The 24437-nt window shown below is 60.9% G+C and carries 27 protein-coding genes and 1 tRNA gene; 15 read left to right on the top strand and 13 right to left on the bottom strand.

The window, feature by feature from the left end; translation table 11 throughout:
* Positions 1 to 283: 283 nt before the first annotated feature.
* From yajC to FJ940_RS10670, 7 genes are all read left to right on the top strand, one after another.
* Positions 284 to 622, top strand: a complete 339-nt coding sequence (gene yajC / locus FJ940_RS10700) for a preprotein translocase subunit YajC (protein WP_140495773.1) — start codon at positions 284 to 286, stop codon at positions 620 to 622.
* A gap of 52 nt (positions 623 to 674) precedes the next feature.
* Positions 675 to 1745 carry a hypothetical protein gene (locus tag FJ940_RS10695; RefSeq protein WP_140656485.1) on the top strand — a complete coding sequence of 357 codons (1071 nt, stop codon included), beginning with the start codon at positions 675 to 677 and terminating at the stop codon, positions 1743 to 1745.
* An 89-nt stretch (positions 1746 to 1834) separates the two neighbouring features.
* On the top strand, positions 1835 to 4387 hold the full coding sequence (secDF, locus tag FJ940_RS10690) for a protein translocase subunit SecDF (protein WP_140495775.1): 2553 nt from the start codon (positions 1835 to 1837) through the stop codon (positions 4385 to 4387).
* Positions 4388 to 4416: 29 nt separating this feature from the next.
* Complete coding sequence (locus FJ940_RS10685; protein WP_140495776.1) at positions 4417 to 4806, top strand: Mth938-like domain-containing protein; 390 nt, start codon at positions 4417 to 4419, stop codon at positions 4804 to 4806.
* Positions 4807 to 4831: 25 nt separating this feature from the next.
* Positions 4832 to 5647 (top strand): phytoene/squalene synthase family protein, encoded by an 816-nt coding sequence (locus FJ940_RS10680; RefSeq protein ID WP_140656482.1) that lies wholly within the window; start codon positions 4832 to 4834, stop codon positions 5645 to 5647.
* Between the two features lie 81 nt (positions 5648 to 5728).
* Positions 5729 to 6163: a type II secretion system protein gene (locus FJ940_RS10675; RefSeq protein ID WP_140555290.1), complete on the top strand. Its 435-nt coding sequence runs from the start codon at positions 5729 to 5731 to the stop codon at positions 6161 to 6163.
* The gene (locus FJ940_RS10670) at positions 6163 to 7113 is read left to right on the top strand and encodes a sterol desaturase family protein (RefSeq protein WP_181167636.1); all 951 of its coding nucleotides are present in this window, start codon (positions 6163 to 6165) and stop codon (positions 7111 to 7113) included. The genes FJ940_RS10675 and FJ940_RS10670 overlap by 1 nt, the downstream gene beginning before the upstream one ends.
* Here the strand turns inward: FJ940_RS10670 and FJ940_RS10665 are convergent, their stop codons facing one another.
* The 5 genes from FJ940_RS10665 to FJ940_RS10645 form a co-directional block, all read right to left on the bottom strand.
* Entirely contained in the window at positions 7114 to 7461 is a 348-nt protein-coding gene (locus tag FJ940_RS10665) for a type II toxin-antitoxin system RelE/ParE family toxin (RefSeq protein ID WP_318013603.1), read from the bottom strand. It abuts the gene before it with no gap.
* On the bottom strand, positions 7445 to 7735 hold the full coding sequence (locus tag FJ940_RS10660) for a type II toxin-antitoxin system ParD family antitoxin (RefSeq protein ID WP_140564092.1): 291 nt from the start codon (positions 7733 to 7735) through the stop codon (positions 7445 to 7447). Before FJ940_RS10660 ends, FJ940_RS10665 begins: the two co-directional genes overlap by 17 nt.
* A 64-nt stretch (positions 7736 to 7799) precedes the next feature.
* Positions 7800 to 9209 (bottom strand): methylenetetrahydrofolate--tRNA-(uracil(54)-C(5))-methyltransferase (FADH(2)-oxidizing) TrmFO, encoded by a 1410-nt coding sequence (trmFO, locus tag FJ940_RS10655; RefSeq protein ID WP_140656480.1) that lies wholly within the window; start codon positions 9207 to 9209, stop codon positions 7800 to 7802.
* 570 nt (positions 9210 to 9779) lie between these two features.
* The gene (locus tag FJ940_RS10650; protein WP_140495781.1) at positions 9780 to 9920 is read right to left on the bottom strand and encodes a DUF1127 domain-containing protein; all 141 of its coding nucleotides are present in this window, start codon (positions 9918 to 9920) and stop codon (positions 9780 to 9782) included.
* Positions 9921 to 9968: 48 nt separating this feature from the next.
* A complete protein-coding gene (locus FJ940_RS10645; RefSeq protein ID WP_013531315.1) occupies positions 9969 to 10109 on the bottom strand; it encodes a DUF1127 domain-containing protein in 141 nt (46 codons plus the stop codon).
* Between the two features lie 235 nt (positions 10110 to 10344).
* Between FJ940_RS10645 and FJ940_RS10640 the strand changes: the two genes are divergently transcribed.
* The 3 genes from FJ940_RS10640 (at position 10345) to FJ940_RS10630 (ending at position 12458) form a co-directional block, all read left to right on the top strand.
* Positions 10345 to 11463, top strand: a complete 1119-nt coding sequence (locus FJ940_RS10640) for a DUF2157 domain-containing protein (RefSeq protein WP_140555293.1) — start codon at positions 10345 to 10347, stop codon at positions 11461 to 11463.
* Positions 11460 to 12044: a GDYXXLXY domain-containing protein gene (locus tag FJ940_RS10635; protein WP_140564089.1), complete on the top strand. Its 585-nt coding sequence runs from the start codon at positions 11460 to 11462 to the stop codon at positions 12042 to 12044. Before FJ940_RS10640 ends, FJ940_RS10635 begins: the two co-directional genes overlap by 4 nt.
* Before the next feature lie 195 nt (positions 12045 to 12239).
* On the top strand, positions 12240 to 12458 hold the full coding sequence (locus FJ940_RS10630) for a hypothetical protein (RefSeq protein WP_140495784.1): 219 nt from the start codon (positions 12240 to 12242) through the stop codon (positions 12456 to 12458).
* A gap of 63 nt (positions 12459 to 12521) precedes the next feature.
* Here the strand turns inward: FJ940_RS10630 and FJ940_RS10625 are convergent.
* Positions 12522 to 12606 (bottom strand) — tRNA-Leu (locus tag FJ940_RS10625).
* 475 nt (positions 12607 to 13081) lie between these two features.
* On the opposite strand from FJ940_RS10625, the gene tig reads away from it, so the two are divergent.
* The 5 genes from tig to FJ940_RS10600 all read left to right on the top strand — a co-directional run bounded on the left by tig (position 13082) and on the right by FJ940_RS10600 (position 18034).
* A complete protein-coding gene (tig, locus tag FJ940_RS10620) occupies positions 13082 to 14557 on the top strand; it encodes a trigger factor (protein ID WP_140495785.1) in 1476 nt (491 codons plus the stop codon).
* A gap of 163 nt (positions 14558 to 14720) precedes the next feature.
* Positions 14721 to 15239, top strand: coding sequence for a hypothetical protein (locus FJ940_RS10615; RefSeq protein ID WP_140495786.1), 519 nt, complete (start codon positions 14721 to 14723; stop codon positions 15237 to 15239).
* 192 nt (positions 15240 to 15431) lie between these two features.
* Complete coding sequence (locus FJ940_RS10610; protein WP_140495787.1) at positions 15432 to 15812, top strand: cytochrome c family protein; 381 nt, start codon at positions 15432 to 15434, stop codon at positions 15810 to 15812.
* Positions 15813 to 15964: 152 nt separating this feature from the next.
* Positions 15965 to 16900, top strand: coding sequence for a heme o synthase (locus tag FJ940_RS10605; protein ID WP_140521023.1), 936 nt, complete (start codon positions 15965 to 15967; stop codon positions 16898 to 16900).
* A 312-nt stretch (positions 16901 to 17212) separates the two neighbouring features.
* Positions 17213 to 18034 carry a DUF2189 domain-containing protein gene (locus FJ940_RS10600; protein ID WP_140495789.1) on the top strand — a complete coding sequence of 274 codons (822 nt, stop codon included), beginning with the start codon at positions 17213 to 17215 and terminating at the stop codon, positions 18032 to 18034.
* A gap of 59 nt (positions 18035 to 18093) precedes the next feature.
* Here FJ940_RS10600 and FJ940_RS10595 read toward each other — a convergent pair whose 3' ends face one another.
* The 7 genes from FJ940_RS10595 to FJ940_RS10565 form a co-directional block, all read right to left on the bottom strand.
* Positions 18094 to 18567, bottom strand: coding sequence for an aminoacyl-tRNA deacylase (locus FJ940_RS10595; RefSeq protein WP_140521022.1), 474 nt, complete (start codon positions 18565 to 18567; stop codon positions 18094 to 18096).
* A 189-nt stretch (positions 18568 to 18756) separates the two neighbouring features.
* On the bottom strand, positions 18757 to 19155 hold the full coding sequence (locus tag FJ940_RS10590; RefSeq protein WP_140495791.1) for a cytochrome C oxidase subunit IV family protein: 399 nt from the start codon (positions 19153 to 19155) through the stop codon (positions 18757 to 18759).
* Positions 19156 to 19164: 9 nt separating this feature from the next.
* Positions 19165 to 19884 (bottom strand): heme-copper oxidase subunit III family protein, encoded by a 720-nt coding sequence (locus FJ940_RS10585; RefSeq protein ID WP_140495792.1) that lies wholly within the window; start codon positions 19882 to 19884, stop codon positions 19165 to 19167.
* 13 nt (positions 19885 to 19897) lie between these two features.
* Positions 19898 to 20602, bottom strand: coding sequence for a cytochrome c oxidase subunit 3 (locus FJ940_RS10580; protein WP_140495793.1), 705 nt, complete (start codon positions 20600 to 20602; stop codon positions 19898 to 19900).
* Positions 20599 to 22368: a cytochrome c oxidase subunit I gene (ctaD, locus tag FJ940_RS10575; protein WP_140495794.1), complete on the bottom strand. Its 1770-nt coding sequence runs from the start codon at positions 22366 to 22368 to the stop codon at positions 20599 to 20601. Before ctaD ends, FJ940_RS10580 begins: the two co-directional genes overlap by 4 nt.
* A gap of 21 nt (positions 22369 to 22389) precedes the next feature.
* Positions 22390 to 23274 carry a cytochrome c oxidase subunit II gene (coxB, locus tag FJ940_RS10570; RefSeq protein WP_140521021.1) on the bottom strand — a complete coding sequence of 295 codons (885 nt, stop codon included), beginning with the start codon at positions 23272 to 23274 and terminating at the stop codon, positions 22390 to 22392.
* Positions 23275 to 23558: 284 nt separating this feature from the next.
* Complete coding sequence (locus FJ940_RS10565; protein ID WP_140521020.1) at positions 23559 to 24239, bottom strand: GntR family transcriptional regulator; 681 nt, start codon at positions 24237 to 24239, stop codon at positions 23559 to 23561.
* Positions 24240 to 24437 lie beyond the last annotated feature (198 nt).

Raw genomic sequence — 24437 nt, 5'->3', positions numbered from 1 at the left:
GGTCTTTTGCTCTGGTTCCGCGAGGGAAGGTGTGGCCGGGTTCGATCCCGACGGTTTCGAAACTCGCTGCAACCGTTTGTTACAGCGCGATCTTTTGCGAAAACCCGCTCGCGCTTTTCGCGGTCATGCTCTAACACGGGTGAACAGGCCGGAAAAGCAGCCGATTTGCCCGGCCACGCAGTTGCATTGGCAACTTTACCGACTATATTCCGGCCAAATTTCGCGGGGCTGCCAAATCCACTGAACCGTTTGGCGGCTGTTTTCAAAATTCAGGAGTACCTCGATGTTCGTGACACCGGCATATGCCCAAGGCATTGGGGCTTCTCCCGACATGTTCATCAGCATTTTGCCGTTCGTCCTGATCTTCGTGATCATGTATTTTCTCATCATCCGGCCGCAGCGCACGCAGCTGAAGAAGCGCGGCGAGATGCTGGCGGCCGTGCGCCGCGGCGACACGGTCGTCACCGGCGGCGGCTTCGTCGGCAAGGTGACCAAGGTGATCGACGACCATGAGCTCGAGATCGACCTCGGTGGCGGCACGAAGGTGACGGCGTTGCGCTCGACGATCGCCGACGTGCGCGTCAAGGGCGAGCCGGTAGCGAACCAGAACGCCAAGAAATAACCAAATTCCAGGCGGAGCGATCCGCGGACGGGGCCCTGACAAGCGACGGCATATGTCTCATTTTTGGCGCCTGAAGATGATGCTGACGTGGCTTGCCGTAGCCACGATGACCGTCTTGGACGCGTCCAGCCTTTCCGCCGCCAGTCCGCATGCCATGCGGCCCGAACGGCCTGCCGATAGTCCGGCAGTCGTTCGAGCAGGCCAAGACGGTTCGCATCTCCTGCTCCATCTGGTGGTGGCTGATGTGATCGACGGCCGGCTGAAGATTGCGCGTGGCGATGTCCGGGCGCTTCTGATGGAGGCCAGGATCGGCTACACGGGGCTTGCTGTGTCGGGCAGGACCTTGCAGGTGCGCATCACGAATCCGGCTCAGCTTGAGGCGGCAAAGACAGCGCTCAAGAGGGTAACGGATGTTGCCCCGGACAGCCGCGTTCAGGAAATGACGCTGGATTCCGGCAAAGCCGGCTTGCTCAAATTCACGCTGACGGATGCGGGTTTGAAGTATCAGACCTCTAACGCGATTTCTCAGTCGATTAAGGTCATCAAAAATCGTCTCCAAGATCTGCGTGTCGCCGGCACGGTGGCCCAACCAGCGGACCAAGACGGCATACTTGTTCAGACGTCAGACATCGCCGATCGGCAAACGCTGGAAAAAATTCTCACCCGGCCTGGTCGCCTGAGCTTCCATTTGGTTGACCTTTCGATGCCGGTGAACGATGCGATCAGCGGTTCCCCGCCTGTTGGCTCGCTGGTGGTGTATACGCAGGACGATCCGCCGGTTCCTTACCTGGTCGAGAATCGGGTCATCCTCTCGGATAAGGACGTGCTCGACGCCCGCCCAACTTACAGTGGGCAGCAAAATGACGAACCGGTTGTCGTGTTCCGGTTTGGCGCCAAAGGCGCGGCACGGTTCAAACAGGTTACAACGCAAAATGTGGGCAAGCCATTGGCTGTGATCCTGGATGACCACGTGATTTCAGCACCTGTCATTCGCGAGCCCATCGATGGTGGTTACGGTCAAGTCTCGGGCAATTTCACTGTCCGGGAAGCCAACACCATCGCCATGCTGTTGCGAACCGGCCCATTGCCGGCAAGATTGACAATCGCTGAAGAAGCACGATAGGGCCGGCCGTGCTCAGAATGAGAAACGGGCCCGCGAACCGAACCGATGGCGGAATGCTGCCGCTTGTACGCCTGAACGGATAAGAACTGATGCTTTATTTCTCGCGCTTCAAGATGATCCTGATCTGGCTGGCCGTGGCCGCCACAGTGGTCCTCGCCGCGCCCAATCTCATTCCCGCAAGCACGCTGGCGCAGCTTCCGAGCTGGGTGCCCAAGCGGCAGATGACGCTCGGCCTCGACCTGCAGGGCGGCTCGCACATCCTGCTCCAGATGGATCAGAACGATCTGGTGAAGGCGCAGCTGGAGACGACGCGTGACGAGATCCGGACACTGCTGCGCGAGGCCAAGATAGGCTATACCGGCCTGGCGGGCACGGGCAGGACCGTACAGGTCCGCATACAGGACCCGAACCAGCTCGATGCGGCCAAGACGGCACTGAAGCCGCTGACCGATCCGGTCGCCGCCAGCCTGTTCACCGGCGGCTCCGTCCAGGAGATGGCGCTGGATGATTCCGAGCCCGGCCTGCTCAAATTCACCGTCACCGACGCCGGCATAAAATATCGCACGTCGGCTGCGTTGGCACAGTCGATCGAAGTCGTCGAACGCCGCGTCAACGAACTCGGCACCACCGAACCGATCGTGCAGCGGCAGGGCGACGACCGCATTCTGGTGCAGGTGCCCGGTTTGCAGGACCCGCAAAGGCTGAAGGAAATCATCGGCCAGACCGCCAAGCTGACCTTCCAGATGGTGGACCAGTCTATGCCGGTGCAGGATGCGCTGAAGGGCCGTCCGCCGGCCGGTTCATCGATCCTCTATTCGCAGGACGATCCGCCGGTTCCCTACCTGATCGAAAACCGCGTCATCGTTTCCGGCGAAGACCTCTCCAAAGCGACCGCAACCTACAACTCGCAGACCAACGAGCCGGTGGTTTCCTTCACCTTCAACTCGCGCGGCGCGACACGGTTCGGGCAGGCGACATCGCAGAATGTCGGCAAGCTGTTCGCCATCATCCTCGACAACCAGGTGATTTCGGCGCCGCAGATCCGCGAGCCGATCCTGGGCGGCAGCGGCCAGATCTCAGGCAATTTCACGGCCGAGAGCGCCAATGACCTCGCGGTCCTGCTGCGCGCAGGCGCGCTGCCGGCAAAGCTGACCGTGATCGAGGAGCGCACGGTGGGTCCGGGCCTCGGCCAAGATTCGATCCATGCCGGCAAGGTCGCCGGCATCATCGGCTCTATCCTTGTCGTCGCCTTCATGTTCGTCGCCTACGGCTTCCTCGGCTTCCTCGCCAACATCGCGCTGGCGGTGCACGTGGCGATGATCGTCGGACTGCTATCGCTGCTTGGCGCGACACTGACCTTGCCAGGCATTGCCGGTATCGTGCTGACCATCGGCATGGCCGTCGATTCCAACGTGCTGATTTATGAGCGCATCCGCGAGGAGCGGCGCGCCGGACGCTCGGTGATCCAGGCGATCGACACCGGCTTCTCGAAGGCGCTGGCGACGATCGTCGATTCCAACGTCACCTCGCTGATCGCGACCGTGGTGCTGTTCTATCTCGGAACGGGGCCGGTGAAGGGCTTTGCCATCACCTACGCCATCGGCATCCTGACCACGGTGTTCACCGCCTTCACCTTTACCCGGCTGCTGGTGTCCATCTGGCTGCGCCGCGCGCGTCCGAAGGAATTGCCGCGGGCGCCGGTAACCTTCATTCCGCCCGGCACGAAGATCCCGTTCATGGGCATCCGCCGCTGGACCTTCGCGCTGTCGAGCCTGCTGTCGGTCCTGTCGGTGGTGCTGTTCATGACCGTCGACATCAATTACGGCATCGATTTCAAGGGCGGATCACTGATCGAGGTGAAGTCCAAGAGCGGCAATGCCGATCTTGCCGACATCAGAGCCAGGCTCTCGGAACTGAATATCGGCGAAGTGCAGGTGCAGCAGTTCGGCGAGCCGAATGACGTGCTGATCCGTGTCGGCACGCAGGACGGCGGCGAGAATGCCGAGCAGACCGTCATCGACAAGGTTCGTGGCGAGTTGCAGGACAATTACGATTTCCGCCGCGTCGAGGTGGTGGGACCGACCGTGTCAGGAGAACTGGCCAAGCAAGGCACGATCGCCATGCTGGTCGCGCTGGTGGGTATCCTGATCTATGTCTGGTTCCGCTTCGAATGGCAGTTCGCGGTCGGCGCCATCGTGGCGACGGTCCATGACGTGGTCATGACCATAGGCTTCTTCGTTATAACCGGGCTGGAGTTCAACCAATCGTCGCTGGCGGCGATCCTGACCATCATCGGCTACTCGCTGAACGACACGATCGTGGTCTATGACCGCGTTCGCGAGGATCTCAGGAAATACAAGAAGATGCCGCTGCCGCAGCTCCTCAACAACGCCATCAACGAGACGCTGTCGCGAACGACGCTGACCTCGGTGACGACGATCCTGGCGCTCCTGGCACTGGTGCTGTTCGGCGGCGAGGTGATCCGCTCGTTCACGATGGCAATGCTGTTCGGCGTCATCTTCGGCACCTATTCGTCGATCTTCATCGCCGCGCCGCTGCTGATCCTGTTCAAGCTGCGGCCGCAGGCCACGAGCTCGGACGAGGAAAAGCCGGTCGGCGGCGGCAAGGCGGTCGCGACCTGACGCGCGACCCGAAGGGCGGATCGGCAGGGATGGCCAAAGGCATCGTCATCCGCGAGGCGCATTTCCCCGGCCGCGCCCCCATCGAGGCGTATGGCAATGGCGGCTTCCGCTTCGCCGACATGTCGCATCGCGGTTCGCTTCTGTGCCTGCCTTCGGGTATCCATGGCTGGGAGCCGGCGGACCCATCTGCGCTGACGGTGGCGGATTTCGAACGGCTGCTGGCCCAGGCCGAGAAGATCGAAATCCTGCTGGTCGGCACGGGCAAGGATTTACGACCCTTGCCGGCGGGGCTTCGCGCCGCCTTGAAGACCGCGGGCATAGCCGCCGACCCGATGGCGACCGGTGCAGCGGTGCGGACATATAATGTCCTGCTCGCAGAGGATCGCGCGGTAGCCGCCGCGCTGATCGCCGTCGACTGACGTGGACCAAAAGGGCGAAATCGTCATGGGCGCCGTGCGCGCCGCCGACCATGACCGCTATCTCAGCGCGCTCTACGCGCCGACGGACAAGCGCGAAGCGCTGTTTTCGCTCTACGCCTTCAATGCCGAAATCGCGGGCATTCGGGATCGCATCCGCGAGGCCTTGCCGGGCGAGGTGCGGTTGCAATGGTGGCGCGATGTCATCGCAGCCGAAGGGTCCGAGACGGGCCATCCGATCGCGGATGTGCTGAAGGCCACGATTTCCAGGTACGGCCTGCCGAAACAGGCATTCGAGAATATGCTCGAGGCCCGGATCTTCGACCTCTATGACGACCCGATGCCGTCGCGAACCGATCTCGAAGGCTATTGCGGCGAAACGGCAGCCGCGCTTATTCAACTGGCGGCAATGGTGCTGGATCCAGGAGTGGCGCCACGTTTCGCCGAACTGGCCGGTAGGGCCGGTTGCGCGCAGGCGATTACGGGACTGTTGCTCCTGCTGCCGCTGCACCGCAGTCGCGGACAGTGTTTTGTTCCGGCCGATATCCTGGCCGCGGCGGGTTCGTCTCCGGAGGAATTCGTCACCGACGATGGTGGACCAGGTGCGCAGCGCGCCGTCGCCGCCATGATCGCGCTGGCGCGGGAGCATCTCTCGGCCTTCGAGAAAGGCGCATCGGATTTGCCGGCTTCGCTGCGCCCGGCCTTTCTGCCACTGGTCCTGTCACGAGCCTACCTGACGAAAATGGAACGCGGTTCGCCGCTCGACGGCACGGTGCGACTCTCGACCATGCGCCGCCACTGGCTCATGCTGCGTCGCGCCATGGTGGGCTGGCCAGCAGTTTGACGTAAACGTCAATTGTGTTAAGGGATCGCTCAACCGGAACTGTTGCCAAGACAACAGGCCGGCTGGAGGAGATGCCTGTCCATGAGCCTGCCCGTGCTGGTCGTGATCGTCGTATTCGGCATCGCGTTGTCGGTCGCCGCCGTTCATTTCACCGGCGGCAGCCGCAAGGCCAGGCTGGCCGATGCAGAGCAGGCGCGAGAGCGTTTTGCCGAGGATTTTCCGGATGAACCGGCGGCCGCCATCCACCTCACATCCGATGGCCGAACCGCGTTCCTGGAACTCGGGCGAGGGCGCCTTGGCATCGTCCATGCCATCGGAGATCGTTTCCTGACGCGTATCGTCACGCCGCGCGATGTATTGGCGCGGAGTGACGATGGTGCCGGGACGATTGCGCTGCGCCTTGCCGATTTCACCTGGAAAGGCGGTCACTTCACCTTCGCTAACGCTGCCGACGCGCACGCTGTGCTAAGAGTTCTTCAGCCGCAGCATCCTAGTTCGACCAAGGAGGCCGCGTGATGGGCGATTACAATTTCCCGCAGGTTACCCAGCTCGCCATCCCGTTCTTCGTTGCCGCCATCCTGATCGAGCTGTGGCTGGTGCGCACCGGCCGGGCCAAGGGCTCGTTCGAGACGCACGACACGCTGACCAGCCTGATGATGGGCACCGGCAATGTCGTCGCCGGGCTGCTGCTCGGCGTCGTCTCCTACTGGGCGCTGCTGTGGCTCTGGCAGTTCCGTTTCTTCAACCTCGGCCTGTCGATCTGGGTGTTCCTGGCGGCCTTCCTGCTCGATGATTTGCGCTACTACATCTACCACCGCATCGCGCATCGGGTGCGCTGGGTGTGGGCCGAGCACGTCAACCACCATTCCAGCCAGCACTACAATCTGTCGACGGCACTCAGGCAGAGCTGGACGGGCCTGTTCACCTTCATGTTCGTGCTGCAGGCGCCGCTGGTGCTGCTCGGCTTCCATCCGGCGGTGATTGCCTTCACCTTCGGCTTCAACCTTATCTGGCAGTTCTGGATCCACACCGAGACGATCGGCAAGATGTGGGGCTGGTTCGAATTCGTCTTCAACACGCCCTCGCACCACCGCGTCCACCACGCCACCAATCCGCGCTACCTTGACGCCAACTACGCCGGCACGTTGATCATCTGGGACCGCATGTTCGCCACCTTCGTCGAAGAGTTGGAAGAGGACCGCCCGCGCTACGGCATCGTGAAAAATCTTGGCACCTTCAATCCGCTGAAAGTGGCTTTCCACGAATGGATCGGCATGTTCAGGGATGCCTTCGCACCTGATCTGACCCTGAGCGACCGCCTGAACTACCTGATCAAGCCGCCCGGCTGGAGCCATGACGGCTCGCGCGAAACCTCCGAGAGCCTGAAAGCAGCCTATGTCAGGCGAAATCCGGGTGAGGCCGGGAAGCCCGGGCTGCGACCGGCGCGTGCCGAGCCGGCCGAGTAGTTATTTCGTAGCCCTTTCTAGGAAAGGCCACTCGATCCGCCATCTCGCATCAATGTCTCGTAGTCGCGGCCACTGTAGAAGATGTTGACGACGCGAATGATGTCGCTCTCGATTATAGGCTATGACGGCGGAGTGCTCGAACGGAACGGTTCGCAGTCCCGGCACGATGTCGTCGCGCAGGCGACCGCCACGAGGTGCGTTGCCGATGTTTTGACAATGGTCTTCAATTCGAAGCACGAATCTCAGCGCCGCGTTGGGGCTTCCGCCCGACTCAACTATGTATCTGAAAATGTTGGTAAGATCGTCTTTGGCACTTTCGCGATACTCGACCTCAAGCCGCCGAATCATCAATGCGGCTCGAATATTGTTCAGCGAATTTCTTAAGCTGCTCGCGAACCTCTTTTCCGGAAAGGTTCGGCCTTGTGTCCTCAATCGAAGATTTTACCCGCGCCCTGATCGACGCCATGCGCTCGGCATGCTCTTCCTCTTCGCGCTGGAAAGCGCGGAGCGCGGCGCGAATGACTTCGCTCGCCGAGCCGAAGGAACCGTCCTCGACTTTTTCGCGGATCATGCGCGCCATGGCCGGCGTGACGGTGACGGACAGTTTCTCGGCTGTTTCCATGCAATGACTCCCACTAGGCGAGTGGGATAGTATCCTACTTCCGCGGCAAGGCCAGTCAGTAAGGCTATTCCGCCGCTTGAGCTTGCGCCGGCAGTCCCAGCCATCGCCGGCAATCACCCAGCGCACGCGACGTGATCGCATGCCGCTTGGCGACCGTCTTGTCCTTGCCGCGCAGGCGTTTGCCTTCGATCTTCACCGCCTCGACAGGCGGGAACAGGCCGAAATTGACGTTCATCGGCTGGAAAGAGCGCTTTCCCGGCTCGTCGTCTGAAACGATGTGTCCGCCGGTGATGTGGTTGAGCAGCGCTCCGAACGCCGTGGTGAGTGGCGGCAGCGACGGCGCGTGGCCGAGCCGCTCGGCAGCGGCGAAGCGGCCGGCGAGCAGGCCGATGGCGGCGCTTTCAACATAGCCTTCGCAACCGGTGATCTGGCCGGCAAAACGCAGGCCCGGGCGCGACTTCAGCTGCAGCGAGGCGTCGAGCAAGGTCGGCGAGTTGATGTAGGTGTTGCGATGGAGGCCGCCGAGGCGGGCGAATTCGGCGTTCTCCAAGCCAGGAATCGTGCGGAAAATGCGCACCTGCTCGGCATGCTTCAATTTGGTCTGAAAGCCGACCATGTTGTAGAGTGTGCCCAGCGCATTGTCCTGCCGCAGTTGCACGACGGCGTAGGCCTTGACGGTTGGATTGTGCGCGTTGGTCAGGCCCATCGGCTTCATCGGCCCGTAGCGCAGCGTCTCGACGCCACGCTCGGCCATGATCTCGATCGGCAGGCAGCCGTCGAAATAGGGCGTGCCTTCCCATTGCTTGAATTCTGTTTTCTGGCCCTCCACCAGTGCCTGCACGAAGGCAAGATACTGGTCCTTGTCCAAGGGACAGTTGATGTAGTCCTTGCCGGTGCCGCCGGGCCCGACCTTGTCGTAGCGGGACTGGAACCAGCAGGTGTCCATGTCGATCGTGTCGAAATGGATGATCGGCGCGATCGCATCGAAGAAGGCGAGCGCATCGGCGCCGGTTGCCTCGGCGATCGATTGGGCAAGCGACGGTGCGGTCAGCGGGCCGGTGGCGATGATGGCCTGGTCCCATTCGACCGGCGGCAAGCCGGGAACCTCCTCGCGCTGGATGGAGATCAGCGGATGGGCCTCGATCCTGGCCGTCACCGCGTCGGAAAATCCGTCGCGGTCCACGGCCAGCGCGCCGCCGGCTGGCACCTGGTTGGCGTCACCGGCGCTCATGATCAGCGAGCCGGCCAGCCGCATTTCGGCATGCAAAAGACCGACGGCGTTGTTCTCGGCGTCGTCGGAGCGGAAAGAATTGGAGCAAACGAGTTCGGCCAAGCCGTCGGTCTTGTGCGCCTCTGTGCCGCGAACGGGCCGCATTTCGTGCAGCACAACGGGAACGCCGGCTTGGGCTGCCTGCCATGCTGCTTCGGATCCGGCGAGGCCACCGCCGATGATGTGAATAGTTTTTTTGCTCATGAGCGCCGGAATAATCGCTTGGCGGGACGATTGCAATTGCCGCACCTGGAACATGCCGCGGCGGCGAAGGCGAAGGCTGCCCTGAAAACAACAACACCCGCCGGGGGAGGAGGTCCGGCGGGTGTCGTTTTGGGGGTCGACCCTCGGGAGGAGGTGAAGGCCGACCGTATCCGTCATCGCCGGGGAGGAGGTCGGCTTTGACGAAATTCCTTTCGCCGTTTGAAAAGGGGCGAAGCCTCTGGAGCAAAATTCGTTTTGCTCCGGGGAAACAACGCCCGCCGCGGGAGGAGGTGCGGCGGGCGCCGTTTGGGTGGCCAACCTTCGGGAGGAGGTGAAGGTCGGGCCTATCCGTCATCGCCGGGGAGGAGGTCGGCTTTGACGAAATTCTTTTCGCCATTTTGAAGAGGGGCGAAGCCTCTGGAGCAAAACTCGTTTTGCTCCGGGAAACAACGCCCGCCGCGGGAGGAGGTGCGGCGGGCGCCGTTTTGGTGGTCAACCCTTGGGAGGAGGTAAGGGGTGACCGTATTCGTCAGGATCGGGGAGGAGGTCGACCCTGGCGAAATTCCGTTGTTAGATCGCCTGGCGGGCGACGATCTTGATTTCGTCGCGGACGATGCCGAGATCATGCAGCTGGCGGTTGGAAAGGCGACCCAGCTCGGTAACCGTCTCGCGATAAACGCGCCAGTTACGATAGTTGCGGATCAGGTTCATTGTCATGCTCTTCTCAAAACTGGTTCGGACCATTCGCGGTCCGAAGGATTAGACCGCCTTGCGAGCGACGTAAGGAATGTCGCTGCGGCTGATGCCGAGGTCGGTCAGTTCACGGTTGCTCAGGCGGCTCAGCTCGGAAACGGTGTCCCGGTAGCGGCGCCAGTTGCGGTAGTTGCGGATCAGGTTCATGGTATTTCTCGTTTCGTCTTTTCTTGCGGATCATTCCGTTTGTGTACAAACCATAAATAGGCGGGCCCATATCGATTTAAAAGCGCTATGGCTGCATGGCAGCAATGCAAATTGTGCAATGCAACATTAACAGGCCTTCGCGGACCTGACACAAAGAAGCCGGAATCAGAAAGTGCCGTGACGTCAACGGTTTGGCAGCTCCAGCTGAAAAACCGACCAAGCAGCAGGGGGAAGCATGGCGGGCTACGCGACACGGGTCAGGTCGGACATTGCGCGATGGCTTGAGGCCGGGCTGATCGACGCCCCGACGGCCGATGCATTGCGGCGCGACGTCGAGATCAACGCGCGCCAGTCGTTGAGCTTCGGTTCGATCCTGGCGATGATGGCGGCGCTGCTGTTCGGCGCGGCCATCCTGATCTTCGTTGCCGCCAACTGGGAAGCCATCCCGCGGCTGGCGCGCGTTGCCGCGCTCTTTGCCGTCATCCTTGGCGGCTATGTCGGCGGTGCGGTGCTGAAAACCCGCGACCACGCGGCGATCGGCGAGGCGTTGTGGATCGTGGCGGCGGCGGCTTTCGGCGGTTCGATCGCGCTGATCGGCCAGATGTACCATCTGTCGGGCGACGAGGCCTCGGCCTTGATCACCTGGGGCGCCGGCACCGCATTGGCGGCGGTGGCGCTGCGGTCCAACCCGCTGACCGTCGCCGCGGTCGGCATCGCCGACGCCTGGCTGTTCCTGAAAGGGTTCGACTATTTCAATCGCAGCGAATTTCCGCATCTCTTCCTCGTCATGGCGGCTGTGCTGTTTGCCGTCTCGTTCTGGACCCGCAGCCAGGCGGCGCGGCACCTGATCATCCTGTCGCTGCTCTTCTATCTTGTGCTGGTCGCCGTGGATCACGAGACGCTGCCGGTGGCGATCCCGCTGGTCATCGTATCGGTATTGTTGTTCGTGGCTTCCCTCTTCGCGCCGGAACCGGTAGACCGGATCGTGCAGCTTGGCGGCCGCTTGCCGCTGCATGCTCTGCTTGGCTTCCTCACCGGACTGGCCATCATCCAGTTCGAACTGGCCGGCGAAAGCAGCTACGACAGAGGCTTCGCCATTGCTTCGGTCGTCGCGCTGGCCGGCATTGTCGCCGCCATTGTGCTCGCGGGGCGCGAGAGCCGTGGCCTGCGCTGGCTTGCCTATCTCGGCTTCGCCTTCGAACTCGCCATGATCTATGTCGTGACCCTGCAGTCGATGCTCGACACCGCCGGCTTCTTCCTTGCCGCGGCGGTGCTGCTTGGCATCCTGGCGATCGTCATCATCCGCGTGGAGAAACGCATGAAGGATCCGGCCACCGGAGGAGCCACGGCATGATGACCGGAAAGAGGCTCGTTATCTTGGCGCTGGTGCTGGCGCTCGTCCAGATCGGCTTCCTGGGTTGGATCATCGCCGGCCGGGCGGCGATCCTGCGCAGCGGCAAGGAAGTGCTGCTGAAGATCGAGCCTGTCGATCCGCGCGACCTGCTGCGCGGCGACTATATCATCCTCGGCTACGACATCTCGCGCATACCGGTGAAGATGATCGCCAACATCCCGGCCGGAAAACTTTCCAGCGACGACACCTCGATCGTCGTCCGTCTGAAGAAGAACGCCGACGGCTACTGGACGCCGAGCGCCGCGTGGTTCGGCGCGGCGCCGACACCGACCGGCGCCGACGAGGCCGACATTCGCGGTCATGTCGCCGGAGGCTGGGATCTTCGCGGCGAGGGACTGACGATCGCGCCGGATTACGGCATCGAACGGTTCTACCTGCCGGAAGGCTCGGGGATGGCAATTCAGAACGACATGCGGGTACGCCCGTTCGGGATCCGTCTTGCACTGGCCAGCGACGGCACCGCCCAGATCAAGGCGCTGGTGGACGGCGACAAGACGCTGTTTCAGGAGCCTCTATATTAAGGTGTGCAGGGGTGGGCTGCCATCCATAGCTTGAACGGGGAGGGCGGTGCGGCCTCGAAGGCTCAAGCCTTGGAAGCTTACGTCTAATCGACCTCAGGGGCGTCCTTTACGGCGCTAGCGTCTCGCCACTGGATTGTGTTGCGTGGTAGGTATATTCTCGACGCTGGCGGTGGCATTCAGAAAGATGGAAAGCCCATGGCGACCGGGTACTTGGATCACCAGTTGGAGTGTCCTTTTTGCGGCACGATAAGGCTGCGGATTCCTGCCGATGCCGAACCTTCGACGGGCATCCGGTGCGACGACTGCGGTCAGTATCTTGGCACATGGGACGAATTGCAGGATGATTTCCAGCGCCAAGGCGGTAACGATGGCATCTTCCGCCTCGACAAGGGACGTATCAAGAAGCTCGCCTAGGCAGTGTCCTGATTTCCTGCCAACGCCTGTGCGCTAGTGGACTATCCGATGCCATGCCGGCAGTGGTGCGCGTGAAGGGACTCGAACCCCCAAGCCTTGCGGCGGCAGGACCTAAACCTGCTGTGTCTACCAGTTCCACCACACGCGCCTCGGGCGGGCTGTAGCAGAGCCTCGGCGGCCTTGTCGAGGTCTTGGGAGTGAGGTGGAATACCGCATCGTCCTTTGAATATCGCGGCAGCCGCCAGCCGCGACCTGAGGGTCTGGCAATTCCGTCACGCCCGCACGGTCTGGCGATCCCATTAGCCATCATTCTGTCAATGTCAGGGCCGAAATGATGGTTATTCGCCTAAACGCGAAGATGGTTGAAAATTGGCCTCGCCTGTGACAAAAGGCGTGTCGAATGTGACGGGACGCGACGATCCGCTTCTGCAAAATGTGATAAGAAGTAGGAAAAACAAAGACTTATTCACATTTTGGAACGCAGTTTGGAAGAGTTTGAGCCGTATTTCAGGTCAAATCGCCAGGTTCCGTACCAAAAGCCATTCCCGGCAAGATTATACCGGCAGGCTGTGAACGGCAGAGAGCCGTTTGGCAGCCTCATTGGTGAAAACAAAGGTTTTACGATGCAGGTCACCGAAACACTCAATTCCGGTCTCAAGCGCGAGATCAAGATCACCGTGCCGGCTGGTGACATGGAAGCCAAGCTGATGGCGCGGCTGACGGACGCCAGGAACAAGGTTCGCATCAACGGCTTCCGTCCCGGCAAGGTGCCGGTGCAGCACCTGCGCAAGGTCTATGGCAAGTCGTTCATGGCCGAAGTGGTCAACGAGATCCTCAACGATTCGACCCGGTCGATCATTTCGGGCCGCGGCGAAAAAGCCGCCATGCAGCCCGAAGTCATCATGACCGAGGACGAGAAGGAAGCCGAGAAGATCCTGGCCGGCGGCGCCGACTTCGAATTCCGCCTTAACTACGAGATCATCCCGCCCATCGAGATCAAGGATTTTTCCGACATCAAGGTGACGCGCCAGGTGTTCGACGTCCCTGACGCGGAGATTGACGAGCAGGTCAAGCGCGTCGCCGAATCGGCGCGCAGCTACGAGCCGAAGACCGGCAAGGCGGCCGAAGGCGACCGCGTCACGATCGACTATGTCGGCAAGATCGACGGCGAGGCCTTTGCCGGCGGCGCCGGCACGGATCAGCCGCTGGTGCTTGGCTCCAAGGAATTCATTCCGGGCTTCGAGGATCAGCTCATCGGCGCCAAGGCCGGCGATGAAAAGCAGGTCACCGTGACCTTCCCGGAAAACTACCAGGCGGCGCATCTGGCCGGCAAGGAAGCGACTTTCGACGTCACGGTCAAAGAAGTGTCCAAGCCGGGCGAACTCGAAATCAACGATGAGACCGCCAAGAACCTCGGCCTGGAATCGCTGGAGCGCCTGCGCGATGTGGTGCGTGGCCAGATCGAGAGCCAGTTCGGCTCGATGACGCGCCAGAAGGTCAAGCGCCAGCTGCTCGACCAGCTTGACGCGGCTTACTCGTTCGAGGCGCCTTCGAGGCTTGTCGAGGCCGAGTTCAATAACATCTGGGCGCAGGTCAACCGCGATCTGGAAGCGGCCGGCCGCACCTTCGCCGATGAAGAGACGACCGAGGAAGAAGCGCGCGCCGAATATATGCGGCTCGCCGAGCGCCGCGTGCGCCTTGGTCTTGTGCTGGCCGAGATCGGCGAGAAGGCCGGGGTCACCGTGTCGGACGAGGAATTGCAGCGCGGTCTGTTCGAGCAGGTTCGTCGCTTCCCGGCCAACCAGCAGCAGGAAGCCTTCGAGTTCTACCGCAACAATCCCGAGGCGCTGAATGCGCTGCGCGCGCCGATGTTCGAGGAGAAGGTGGTCGATCACCTGCTCGGGCAGATCTCGGTCACCGACGTCAAGGTCAGCAAGGAAGAGCTGATGGCCGACGACGAGGAAGCCGAGACCGCGACCAAGGCGAAGCCGGCGAAGAAGGCCGCGTCGAAGAAGACTGAAGACAAGAAGAGCGATGACGCGGAAGAGCCGAAGAAGAAGGCAGCGCCGAAGAAAAAGGCCGCCAAGGACGCCGAGTAAATCCCGAGTTGATGGAACTGACGAAGGCCGCCCCTCGAGGCGGCCTTTTTCGTTGCGAAACTGCAACAGCCAATCCGTTTCGCGGACGGTGACCATTGTCGATACCAAGCATTGATCACTATCTGCGCTCCTGCTGCAAACCACAGGGTTGTTGGAGGGGCGGTTGAGCCTATTCTTCGAAACGCGACGCGTCGTCGCCTTGGCGATCGTCCTGGCCTTCGCCTGCGATTTCGCCCAGGCCGATGCCGGCACCTGGCGCATCGGCACGGACGATGACGGCCTTGTCACGGCTTCGGTCCATGCCACCAACAAGCTGATCACCGGCGGTGGCGCCCTGAGCTATAGCCCGATCCTGACCATCGCCTGCCGCCCGGACAGCCAACCGCGCTGGACCGAATGGTTGCAATTGAACGACACCGTCTCGGCCAATCGCAAGATCACCATGTCGGTCACCGTCGACGGCGACAACAAGTTCGACGAGAGCTGGTTGGTCGGCCCGCGCGGCCGCATGCTGGTGCGCGATGGCGCCGACGGCATAAAGCGCCTTACCGCCGCGAACCGGCTCCAGCTTTCGTGGCGCTTCGGGCTGCTGTCGGGGCGGGGCCACGCCGATTTCGATCTGACCGGATTTGATGAAGCGGTCAGCCAGCTCGCCGGCAGCTGCAACACTGCTATGCCTTGATCCGCTGCGGACAACCTAAACCTTTGTAGGTCGACCTCTTCTACCTGCCGGCCAGATTCCGTGGTATATAGAGGCCGCAATTTCATATGGGAGAAGTGGACAATCTGTTCTGCCGTACAAGGCGCTTCGCTGGCGATGCTGGCTTATACCAGATCGTCTCAGGCGCATTTGACGATCAGGGAGGAAAAAGTCATGCGCTTAGCCGCATTTTTCGCCGTCGTGTTTGTTGCAACCTTCGTCGCCAATCCATCGCAGGCTCAGGATACTGCGGCTGGCGAGAAGGTCTTCACCAAATGCAAGGCCTGCCACATTGCGGACGAGGACAAGAACAAGATCGGTCCATCGCTGCACGGCGTCATCGGCCGCACTGCCGGTACGCATCCCGGTTTCAAATATTCCGACGCCATGATTGCGGCCGGCAAATCCGGCGTCAAATGGGACGAACCAACACTGATGACCTATCTTCACGATCCCAAGGCTATGGTCAAAGGCACCAAGATGGCGTTTCCCGGCCTCAAGAACGATGCAGACGTGACCAACGTCATCGCCTATTTGAAAACGTTCTCCAAGTGACTTTCTCCTCCGCCATGCGTCTATCCTCTCGTTCGCCGTGATCTCGTCCGAACCCGAAGGGGCCGCGTAAGCAAAAACCGGGTTTCAATTTCGCTCACGCGTGCCTTCGGTTCGGGATCATGGCCTAGGTTTCTTGCTTCCATCGGTCTGAGATGTCGACTAGGGAAAGCCGCCTCAAGGATATCGTCATCCGCCTTCCGGAAGCGACGGCGGGTGATTTCTTCGCGCTTTTAAAACCGCGGGTCATGGCGCTTGCCGTATTCACTGCTTTCGTGGGCCTAATGACGGCGCCTGGCCCGACGAATCCGGTCATCGCGGTGATCGCCATCAGTGCGATTGCGATGGGAGCAGGCGCGGCCGGGGCGCTCAACATGTGGTACGACGCGGACATAGATGCGTTGATGTCTCGCACGTCCAAGCGGCCAATCCCGTCGGGCCGCGTCGCGCCAGGCGAAGCCCTCGGCTTCGGTCTGGTGCTTTCCGCACTTTCGGTGACGGTGCTCGGCGTGCTGGTGGGGTGGCTTGCCGCATCGCTGCTGGCATTCACCATCTTCTTCTACGTCGTCATCTATACGATCTGGCTGAAACGCTCGACACCGCAGAACATCGTCATAGGTGGCGCGGCAGGCGCTCTTCCTCCGGTGATCGGGTGGGCTGCTGCCACCGGCGCCATCGGCATTGAAAGCATCATTCTGTTCCTGATCATTTTCCTCTGGACACCACCGCATTTCTGGGCGCTAGCCCTGTTCAAGGTCGGAGAGTACGCCGCGGCGGGCGTCCCCATGATGCCGAACGTGGCTGGCCAACCCTCGACCAGAAAGCAAATCTTGGCCTATTCGCTGGTTCTGGCGCCAATCGGCGTGCTTCCCTGGGCCTTTGGATTCGCGAGCGGATATTACGGGACTGTCTCGACCGTCTTGGGTGCGGGATTCGTCTGGCGCGCCTGCAAGGTGCTCACCATCCCCGACAAGGAGATGAAGCAAGCAAAGGCGTTGTTTTCTTATTCGATTTTCTACCTGTTCGCGATCTTTGCAACGTTACTTGCCGACACTACTGTAATGCGTACGATCGCATCAGCTGGCCGTTGACGCCGGCGCAAAACATTACGTCGGCAGTGCGCAAAAACCCAGCAGCAGCAGAACAACGACGCCAAGGCCGAGTATGAGAACTGTCCTTCCGTCCATGACCCTTCACCTTCGACTTGAGGAGAATATCGAAGAAAGGCGTCCAGAGCTAGCCAGGCGACCGGGCCTTCTTACCCAACCTTCTTACAAAGCGCGACAAGTCGCTCGCATGAGAGTATATTGATCCTGGTGCAGGTCGCGGTTTGCGTGGCCAGTCATGCAGAACGGCAGCACCGTGAAACCGCGGCCTTACCAGACCTGTCTGGAGGAATGGTCATGGCAAGCTTTCACGTCATAGCAGGCGCCAGCGAGACGCTGGAGCACACCAGAATTCGCAAGATCGGTGTCACCGACCTTTTCGATGCGCTCAGGCGCGGCGTCGACGATTTCATGGTCAAACCGTCGCACATCATTTTTCTCTGCCTGATCTACCCGCTTGCGGGGGTCGTGCTTGCAGTCTGGACATCAGGCAATAACACGCTCCCATTGTTGTTTCCGCTCGTGTCCGGATTTGCGCTAATTGGTCCATTCGCCGCAATCGGCCTCTATGAGATCAGCCGGCGACGGGAAGCCGGGCTAGACGCCTCATGGAGGGCCGCCTTCGAGGTCAGGAATTCTCCGGCGCTGCCAGCCATCGCCGCGGTTGCGATCATGCTGCTTGCAATCTTCATCGCCTGGCTTTTGACTGCGCAGGCGTTTTACCAACACCTGTTCGGCCCCGCCCCACCGCAATCCTTCTCCAGCTTCATCAATGACATATTCGCCACAGGACGCGGCTGGACGCTCATCATCCTGGGGCACGCCATCGGCTTCGTCTTCGCTGCGATCGTGCTGTGCACGACGGTCGTCGCCTTCCCGTTGTTGCTCGAGCGAGATGTCGGCGCCTATGAAGCCATCCACACCTCGGTGCGCGTGGTGCTGGCGAACCCGATCGTGATGGCGGTATGGGGCCTGATTGTCGCCGTCGCCCTGATCATCGGCACGCTGCCAGTATTCGCGGGGTTGGCGATCGTGCTGCCGATCCTCGGTCACGCTACCTGGCATGTCTACCGCAAGGTCGTGGAACCGCCGCCGACGGCCGGACCGGCGCCTCGATGAACTCCCTGCCGCGCCGGCAAGGACCGGTGCGTGCAGGTTGATCAGAGCCCTTTCCGGCTTCAGTAAGCCGGATGGCTGAAGCGGGCCTGGTGGGCGCCCATAGTCAGGTTACGGAAATCCTTGCCGCTGACACGCACCAGCGTCCTGTGATCGCCGCCCTCGAAATAGATATCGGCGGCACTGCCAAGGCTTTCGTCAAGGACTACCGGCACATCGTAGGCCGCGCCGATCGGCGGAATGGCGCCGGTATCGCAATCGTCAAAGAGCGAAACCGCTTCATCTTCGGTGGCGAGTCCAAGACTCTTGTCCATGACCTTCTGCAACGCGCCGACCTCGATCCTATGTGTGCTGGGGACCACGGCCAGCGCATAACCCAGATCGTGGTGAACGAGCACCGATTTGGCCATTATGCTGCCGGGCACGTGCGCGGCTATAGCGGCCTGCCTGCTTGTGGCCGTGCGATGATGCGCGACAGTGTCGTAGGAAATCCCTTTCCGGTCGATATAGTCCTTCAGTTTGTTTGCGATTGTCATTTTGGGCGTCCCTTGCTGAGTTCGCGACGCAGGTCAAAACGCGGCAATCATTTCGCTTCCGTCGTTTCGGTATGAATAAAGATGGCCCAACCGTCGATTGTTTCAAGGCGAGGGTGGCGGCACCGGACCGCCCGCAGCATCGTCGGAATCCTGATCGGCCATCGACAAGGTCTGAACTCCGATTTGGCGTCAGGGCCCAGCCCCGAAAAACGCCATCCGGGTGAGAAGCGTGTAATCCGCTTCAAAGACCATCATCGCCACGAATACCAACACCAGCACGGGCGGCAGGATGATTGCGTATGTCAGCGCCAGCCGTTCCCAGGCCATGTGCATGAAAATGGCGACGATGAGCCCTGCCTTGAGGATCATGAAGATCAGGATCAGCGACCATCTGAGATAGCCGTGCAGACCGAAATAATCGATCAGATAGGAGCAGGTGCTGAGAATGAACAGCCATGCCCAGACCACCAGATAAAGCTTGATCGGGTGCTCCTGATGAACTTCTGCCGGGGGGGCGCCGGTCGTCGCCGCGTCATGAGTAGCGTGCAGCGTGTGTTGCCCGAGGCCGTTTGCGGTTGCTTCAGCCATATCTGCCTCTCACCAAAGATAGAAGAACGCGAAAATGAAGACCCAGACCAGGTCGACGAAATGCCAGTAGAGTCCCATGATCTCGACGTTCTCGTAGCGGCCCCTGCGGCTGGTAAAGAAGCCGGGCCGCCCAAAGTCAAAATCTCCACGCCACACCTTTCGCGCCACGATGATCAGGAAGATCACCCCGATTGTCACATGCGTGCCGTGGAAGCCGGTGATCATGAAAAAGGTTGACCCGAACTGGGCAGCGCCCCAGGGATTGCCCCAGGGCCGCACGCCTTCGGTGATCAGCTTGGTCCATTCGAAGGCTTGCATACCGACAAAGGTCGCACCGAGTGCTGCGGTCAGAAGCATCAGGATTGCCGTTTTGCGGCGGTCGCGGCGATAGCCGAAATTGACCGCCATGGCCATGGTTCCGCTGCTTGAGATCAGCACGAAAGTCATGATGGCAATAAGGATCAGCGGAATATCCGAGCCGCCGATACGAAGCGCAAAGACCTCGCTGGGATTGGGCCACGGCACGCGTGTCGAAATGCGCGCGGTCATATAGGAGAGCAGAAAGCAGCCGAAGATGAAGGTGTCGCTGAGCAGGAAGATCCACATCATGGCCTTGCCCCATGACACGTTCTTGAACGCCCGCTGATCCGAGGACCAGTCGGCGGCGATGCCTTGCCAGCCTGCGGGCCGCGGCTCTGTCTGAGCGATATGCGTGAGTGTCTCTGCCATCCGCCCGTTCCTCCTACGTCAGTAACCCCCGGCAAATATCGATGAAAGTCGCGGCCCAGCCGGCCAGAAGCGCGAAGATGGCAAGCCAGACGAAAAGCAGGAAATGCCAATACATGGCGCACAGCTCGACGCTGAGGCGAAGCCGCGCCGGCCTTGCCCCGTTCCAAGCGCCGACGGTTGTTCTGCCCAGGCCCACCAGTCCGCCCAGTATGTGCAGGCCATGCATTCCGGTAAGCAGGTAGAAGAAACTGTTGGCCGGATTGGAAGCCAGAAAGTAGCCATCGGCAGACAGCTCGCGCCAGGCCATAAACTGTCCAATCAGGAAGGAGAGCGCCGTAAACCCGGCGGTGGCAAGGCCGAGCTTAACCATGTCCATTTGACCCTTACGCGCCGCGAGCGAGGCGCATTGCAGCGCAATGCTGCTGAGGACCAGCATGCCGGTGTTGAACCAGAGCAGCCGCGGCAGCGGCAGCGCCTGCCAGTCCGACAGCGCCATGCGCATGAAGTAGGCGCTGGTGATCAGCGCGAACAGACAGCCGACGACCGCCAGGAAGACGCCGAGGCCGATCTTGGCGGTCGGTAGCGCCGATCCTTCCATACCAACAAAATCCCCGGCCATACCTTGCTCGAGCCATGGCTTGGTCATCAGCCGCTGGTGGGAAAGCCACCATCCGGCAAAACCGGCGATCACGAGCATGAAGACCAGAATGACGCTCATGCCGGCTCCTTGGAGGGACCGAAGGAGCCCGGTACGTTTTGCGGGATAAAGTCCTCCTTGGCGCCCGGTACGCTGTAGTCATAGGCCCAGCGATAGACGATCGGTAGGTCTTTGCCGAAATTGCCATGGGCCGGTGGTGTTTGCGGCGTCTGCCATTCGAGGGTCGTGGCCCGCCACGGGTTGCCGCCGGCCTCGCGGCCATGACGGATGCTCCAGATCAGATTGAACAGGAACACAATCTGGGCAAAGCCGACGATGAACGCCATGATGCTGATGAACGAGTTCAGATGGTGGGCCGATTCTGTCATCACCGTCATATCGGTCAGTTCATTGTAACGCCTGGGCACGCCCATCAGTCCGAGGTAGTGCATGGGAAAGAAAATCAGGTAGGCGCCGAGGAAGGTGACCCAGAAATGGAACCGGCCCAGCGCCTCGTTCAGCATCCGGCCGGTGACCTTCGGATACCAGTGGTAGATCGCACCGAAGATCACGATGATCGGCGCGACCCCCATGACCATATGGAAATGGGCAACGACGAACATCGTGTCCGACAGCGGGACGTCGACCACGACATTGCCAAGGAACAGCCCGGTCAACCCGCCATTGACGAAGGTGACGATGAAAGCCAGGGCAAATAGCATCGGTATGGTGAGGTGGATGTCGCCGCGCCACAACGTCAGCACCCAATTGTAGACCTTGATGGCGGTCGGAACCGCGATGATCAATGTCGTGGTGGCGAAGAAGAAACCGAAATAGGGATGCATGCCGCTGACATACATGTGGTGCGCCCAGACGACGAAGCTCAGCGCACCGATGCCGACGATGGCCCAGACCATCATGCGATAGCCAAAGATGTTCTTGCGCGCATGGGTGCTGATCAGGTCCGACACGATGCCGAAGGCCGGAAGGGCCACGATGTAGACTTCGGGATGGCCGAAGAACCAGAACAGATGCTGAAACAGGATCGGGCTGCCGCCATTATGCTGTAATTGCTCGCCCATTTCGACGATCGCCGGCATGAAGAAGCTGGTGCCGAGCGTCCGATCAAGCAGCATCATCACACAGGCGACGAATAGCGCCGGGAAGGCGAGCAGAGCCATGACGGTCGCGGTAAAGATGCCCCAGACAGTCAGCGGCAGACGCATCAGCGTCATGCCGCGCGTGCGGCCCTGCAACACCGTCACGACATAGTTCAGCCCGCCCATGGTGAAGCCGATGATGAACAGGATCAGTGAGACGAGCATCAGGATGATGCCCCAGTCCTGGCCCCCCGGTGTGCCGGTCATGATTGCCTGCGGCGGGTACAGCGTCCAGCCGGCCCCCGTCGGTCCGCCAGGCGCAAAGAAGCTCGACACCAAAACCAGCACGGCAAGCAGGTAGATCCAGTAGCTCAGCATGTTGACATAGGGAAAGACCATGTCGCGAGCCCCCACCATCAATGGGATCAGGTAGTTGCCGAAACCGCCGAGGAAGAGCGCCGTGAGCAGATAGATCACCATGATCATGCCGTGCATGGTGATGAACTGGTAGTAGGCTTCAGGCGTGATGAAGTCGAAGGTGCCGGGAAAGCCGAGTTGCAGCCGCATCAGCCAGGACAGCACCAGGGCGACCAGGCCAATTCCCGTTGCCGTCGCCGAATACTGGATGGCAATGACCTTGGCGTCCTGCGAGAAGACGTATTTCGTCCACCAACTGTGCGGATGATACAGTTCGACTTCCGCGACTTCGGCCGGCGGGATGGCATCTGCAGGGGTAATATCGACCATAGGAACACCTCCGTGTCCTTTTTAGCGAGACCCGACGGTTTCGAGCTTTGCTGCAATCCTCGAACTTGACACCGTCGTTGGACCCGGCGCCTGGCTTGCCGAGCCCGTCTGCTGGGGCGCCGACAATTGCGCAAACGTCTGTTGCTGGCCAAGCCACGCCAGATAATCCTCCTGCGTATCGACCATCACCACACCGTGCATCATCGGATGTCCTTGGCCGCAGAGTTCAGCGCACAGGACCTGGAAGGTTCCGGTTTTCGTTGGGGTGAACCAGAAGTAGGTGACCGAGCCCGGGATCATGTCCATTTTCGCGCGGAATTCCGGCACATAGAAATCATGCAGCACGTCGATCGAGCGAAGTAACATCTTGACCGGCTTGCCAACCGGCAGATGCAGATCGGCCGCTTCGACCACGACATCGTCCTGGCCATTGGAATCGCTGGTGATCACGCCCAACGGATTGTCAGCGGTGACGCCGCGGGTGTCGGATGTGCCGAGCTTGCCGTCCTTGCCGGGCAGGCGGAAACTCCATTGCCATTGCTGGCCGACAACTTCGACCACGGTTGCGTCGCTCGGAACGTTGACGAACCGGTTCCAGACGAACAGGCCGGGAACCAGCAAAGCCGTTACGCCGACCGCGGTGACAACCGTCAGCCAGGATTCGAGCCGCCTGTTCTCCGGTTCATACGCCGCCTGATTGCCTTCCCGATGACGGAAGCGGAAGACGCAATAGGCCATGAACAAAACCACGGCGGCAAAGACGACGCCGGTGATCCAGAAAGTTATGATGATGGTGTTGTCGATATAGTCCCAGTTCGAGGCAATCGGCGTCCACCACCATGGGCTCAGGAGGTGGAACAGCACCGAGCCCACAACTATCAAAACGAGTACAAGCGCGAAGGCCATGTCCCGTTCCTCCCGGCATTCCAGGGGCGCGAAGCCGTCTCCGGAAATGCCAAGTGCATCATAGCTTGATTTGGGGTCGCAATTCTAGAGCCGACTGTCTTGACGGGAAAAATCCCGCCTTGCCTGCGCCAACCCTTCGAGAGGAGCCGTCCATCACACACGGGGACGCGTTCGTCCGGCTGATGCGCCTGCGCCGGATCGTTTGGGCGAAGTCGACGGTGGGGTGTGCCAAGCCACGTCGGCAGGCCGAATTCGATCTTCGCGCCGACGAAGTTTCGTTTGTGCTATTTCAGCAGGCCGACCAGAACGTCGAAGGCGGCGTCGATGTCGGCGCGGACCGCGGCCTTGACCGCTTCCGCGTCCCGGTCGCGCAACGCAGCGAACATCTCCTGATGGTGCGTATTGGCGGTCGAATAGTTTCCGGAATCGTGCAGCATGTTGAAATAAGGACTGATCTGCAGCCACAAGTTCTCGATGATGTTGAGAATGTTCTCGGAGCCGGCCGCCCGGTAGATGGAGAAATGAAAGGCGTAGTTGGCGCGCAGATAGGACTTGACGTCTCCCGCCGCATTGGCCTGTTCGAGCGCGTCCAGATGCTGGCGCAGCCGGGCGATAGCTTGGTCGTCCATACGCTCGGCCGCCCATGCGGCGGCGATCGCTTCGATCTCGAAGCGGACGTTTCTCAGATCGACGAGGCGTGTGCGGCTGAGTGCGGGAATGCCGATCGAGCGGCCTGAAACCACCATCAGCGCGTTGGCGGCGGTCAGCCGCCGCAGGGCCTCCCTGACCGGCATCGGACTGACGCCGAAAGCATCGGCAAGGCTTTGCACCGTTACCATCTCGCCCGGCACGATGCTGCCGTCGAGGATCAATTCGGTGACATGGCGATAGACCCTGTCCTGCAAGGTCTCCTTGGACAGGGGCGCGATCTCGACACCCGGCTTTCTGAACGCCGCTCCAGCCATCTCCCCTCAACCTTCCCGCGCAAGCTGCGCCATAGCCCGTATCCGGAATGCAGGCTTCCGGCTGCGGCGTCAAGCACCCCCGCCGTCGCCTTGTCATGAGCATATTTCATCATTGATCTTTGATCAAATGGTGATACGGTTGCGATATCGGATGGCAAGGTCACGTCTCGTGCCCTTGGGAGGCATCCGATCGTTCGG

The organism is Mesorhizobium sp. B2-3-7 (genome assembly GCF_006442695.1).
Classification (GTDB): Bacteria; Pseudomonadota; Alphaproteobacteria; order Rhizobiales; family Rhizobiaceae; genus Mesorhizobium.
The sequence above is the reverse complement of the archived record's forward strand: the minus strand, read 5'-3'. Positions and strand labels throughout refer to the sequence as shown.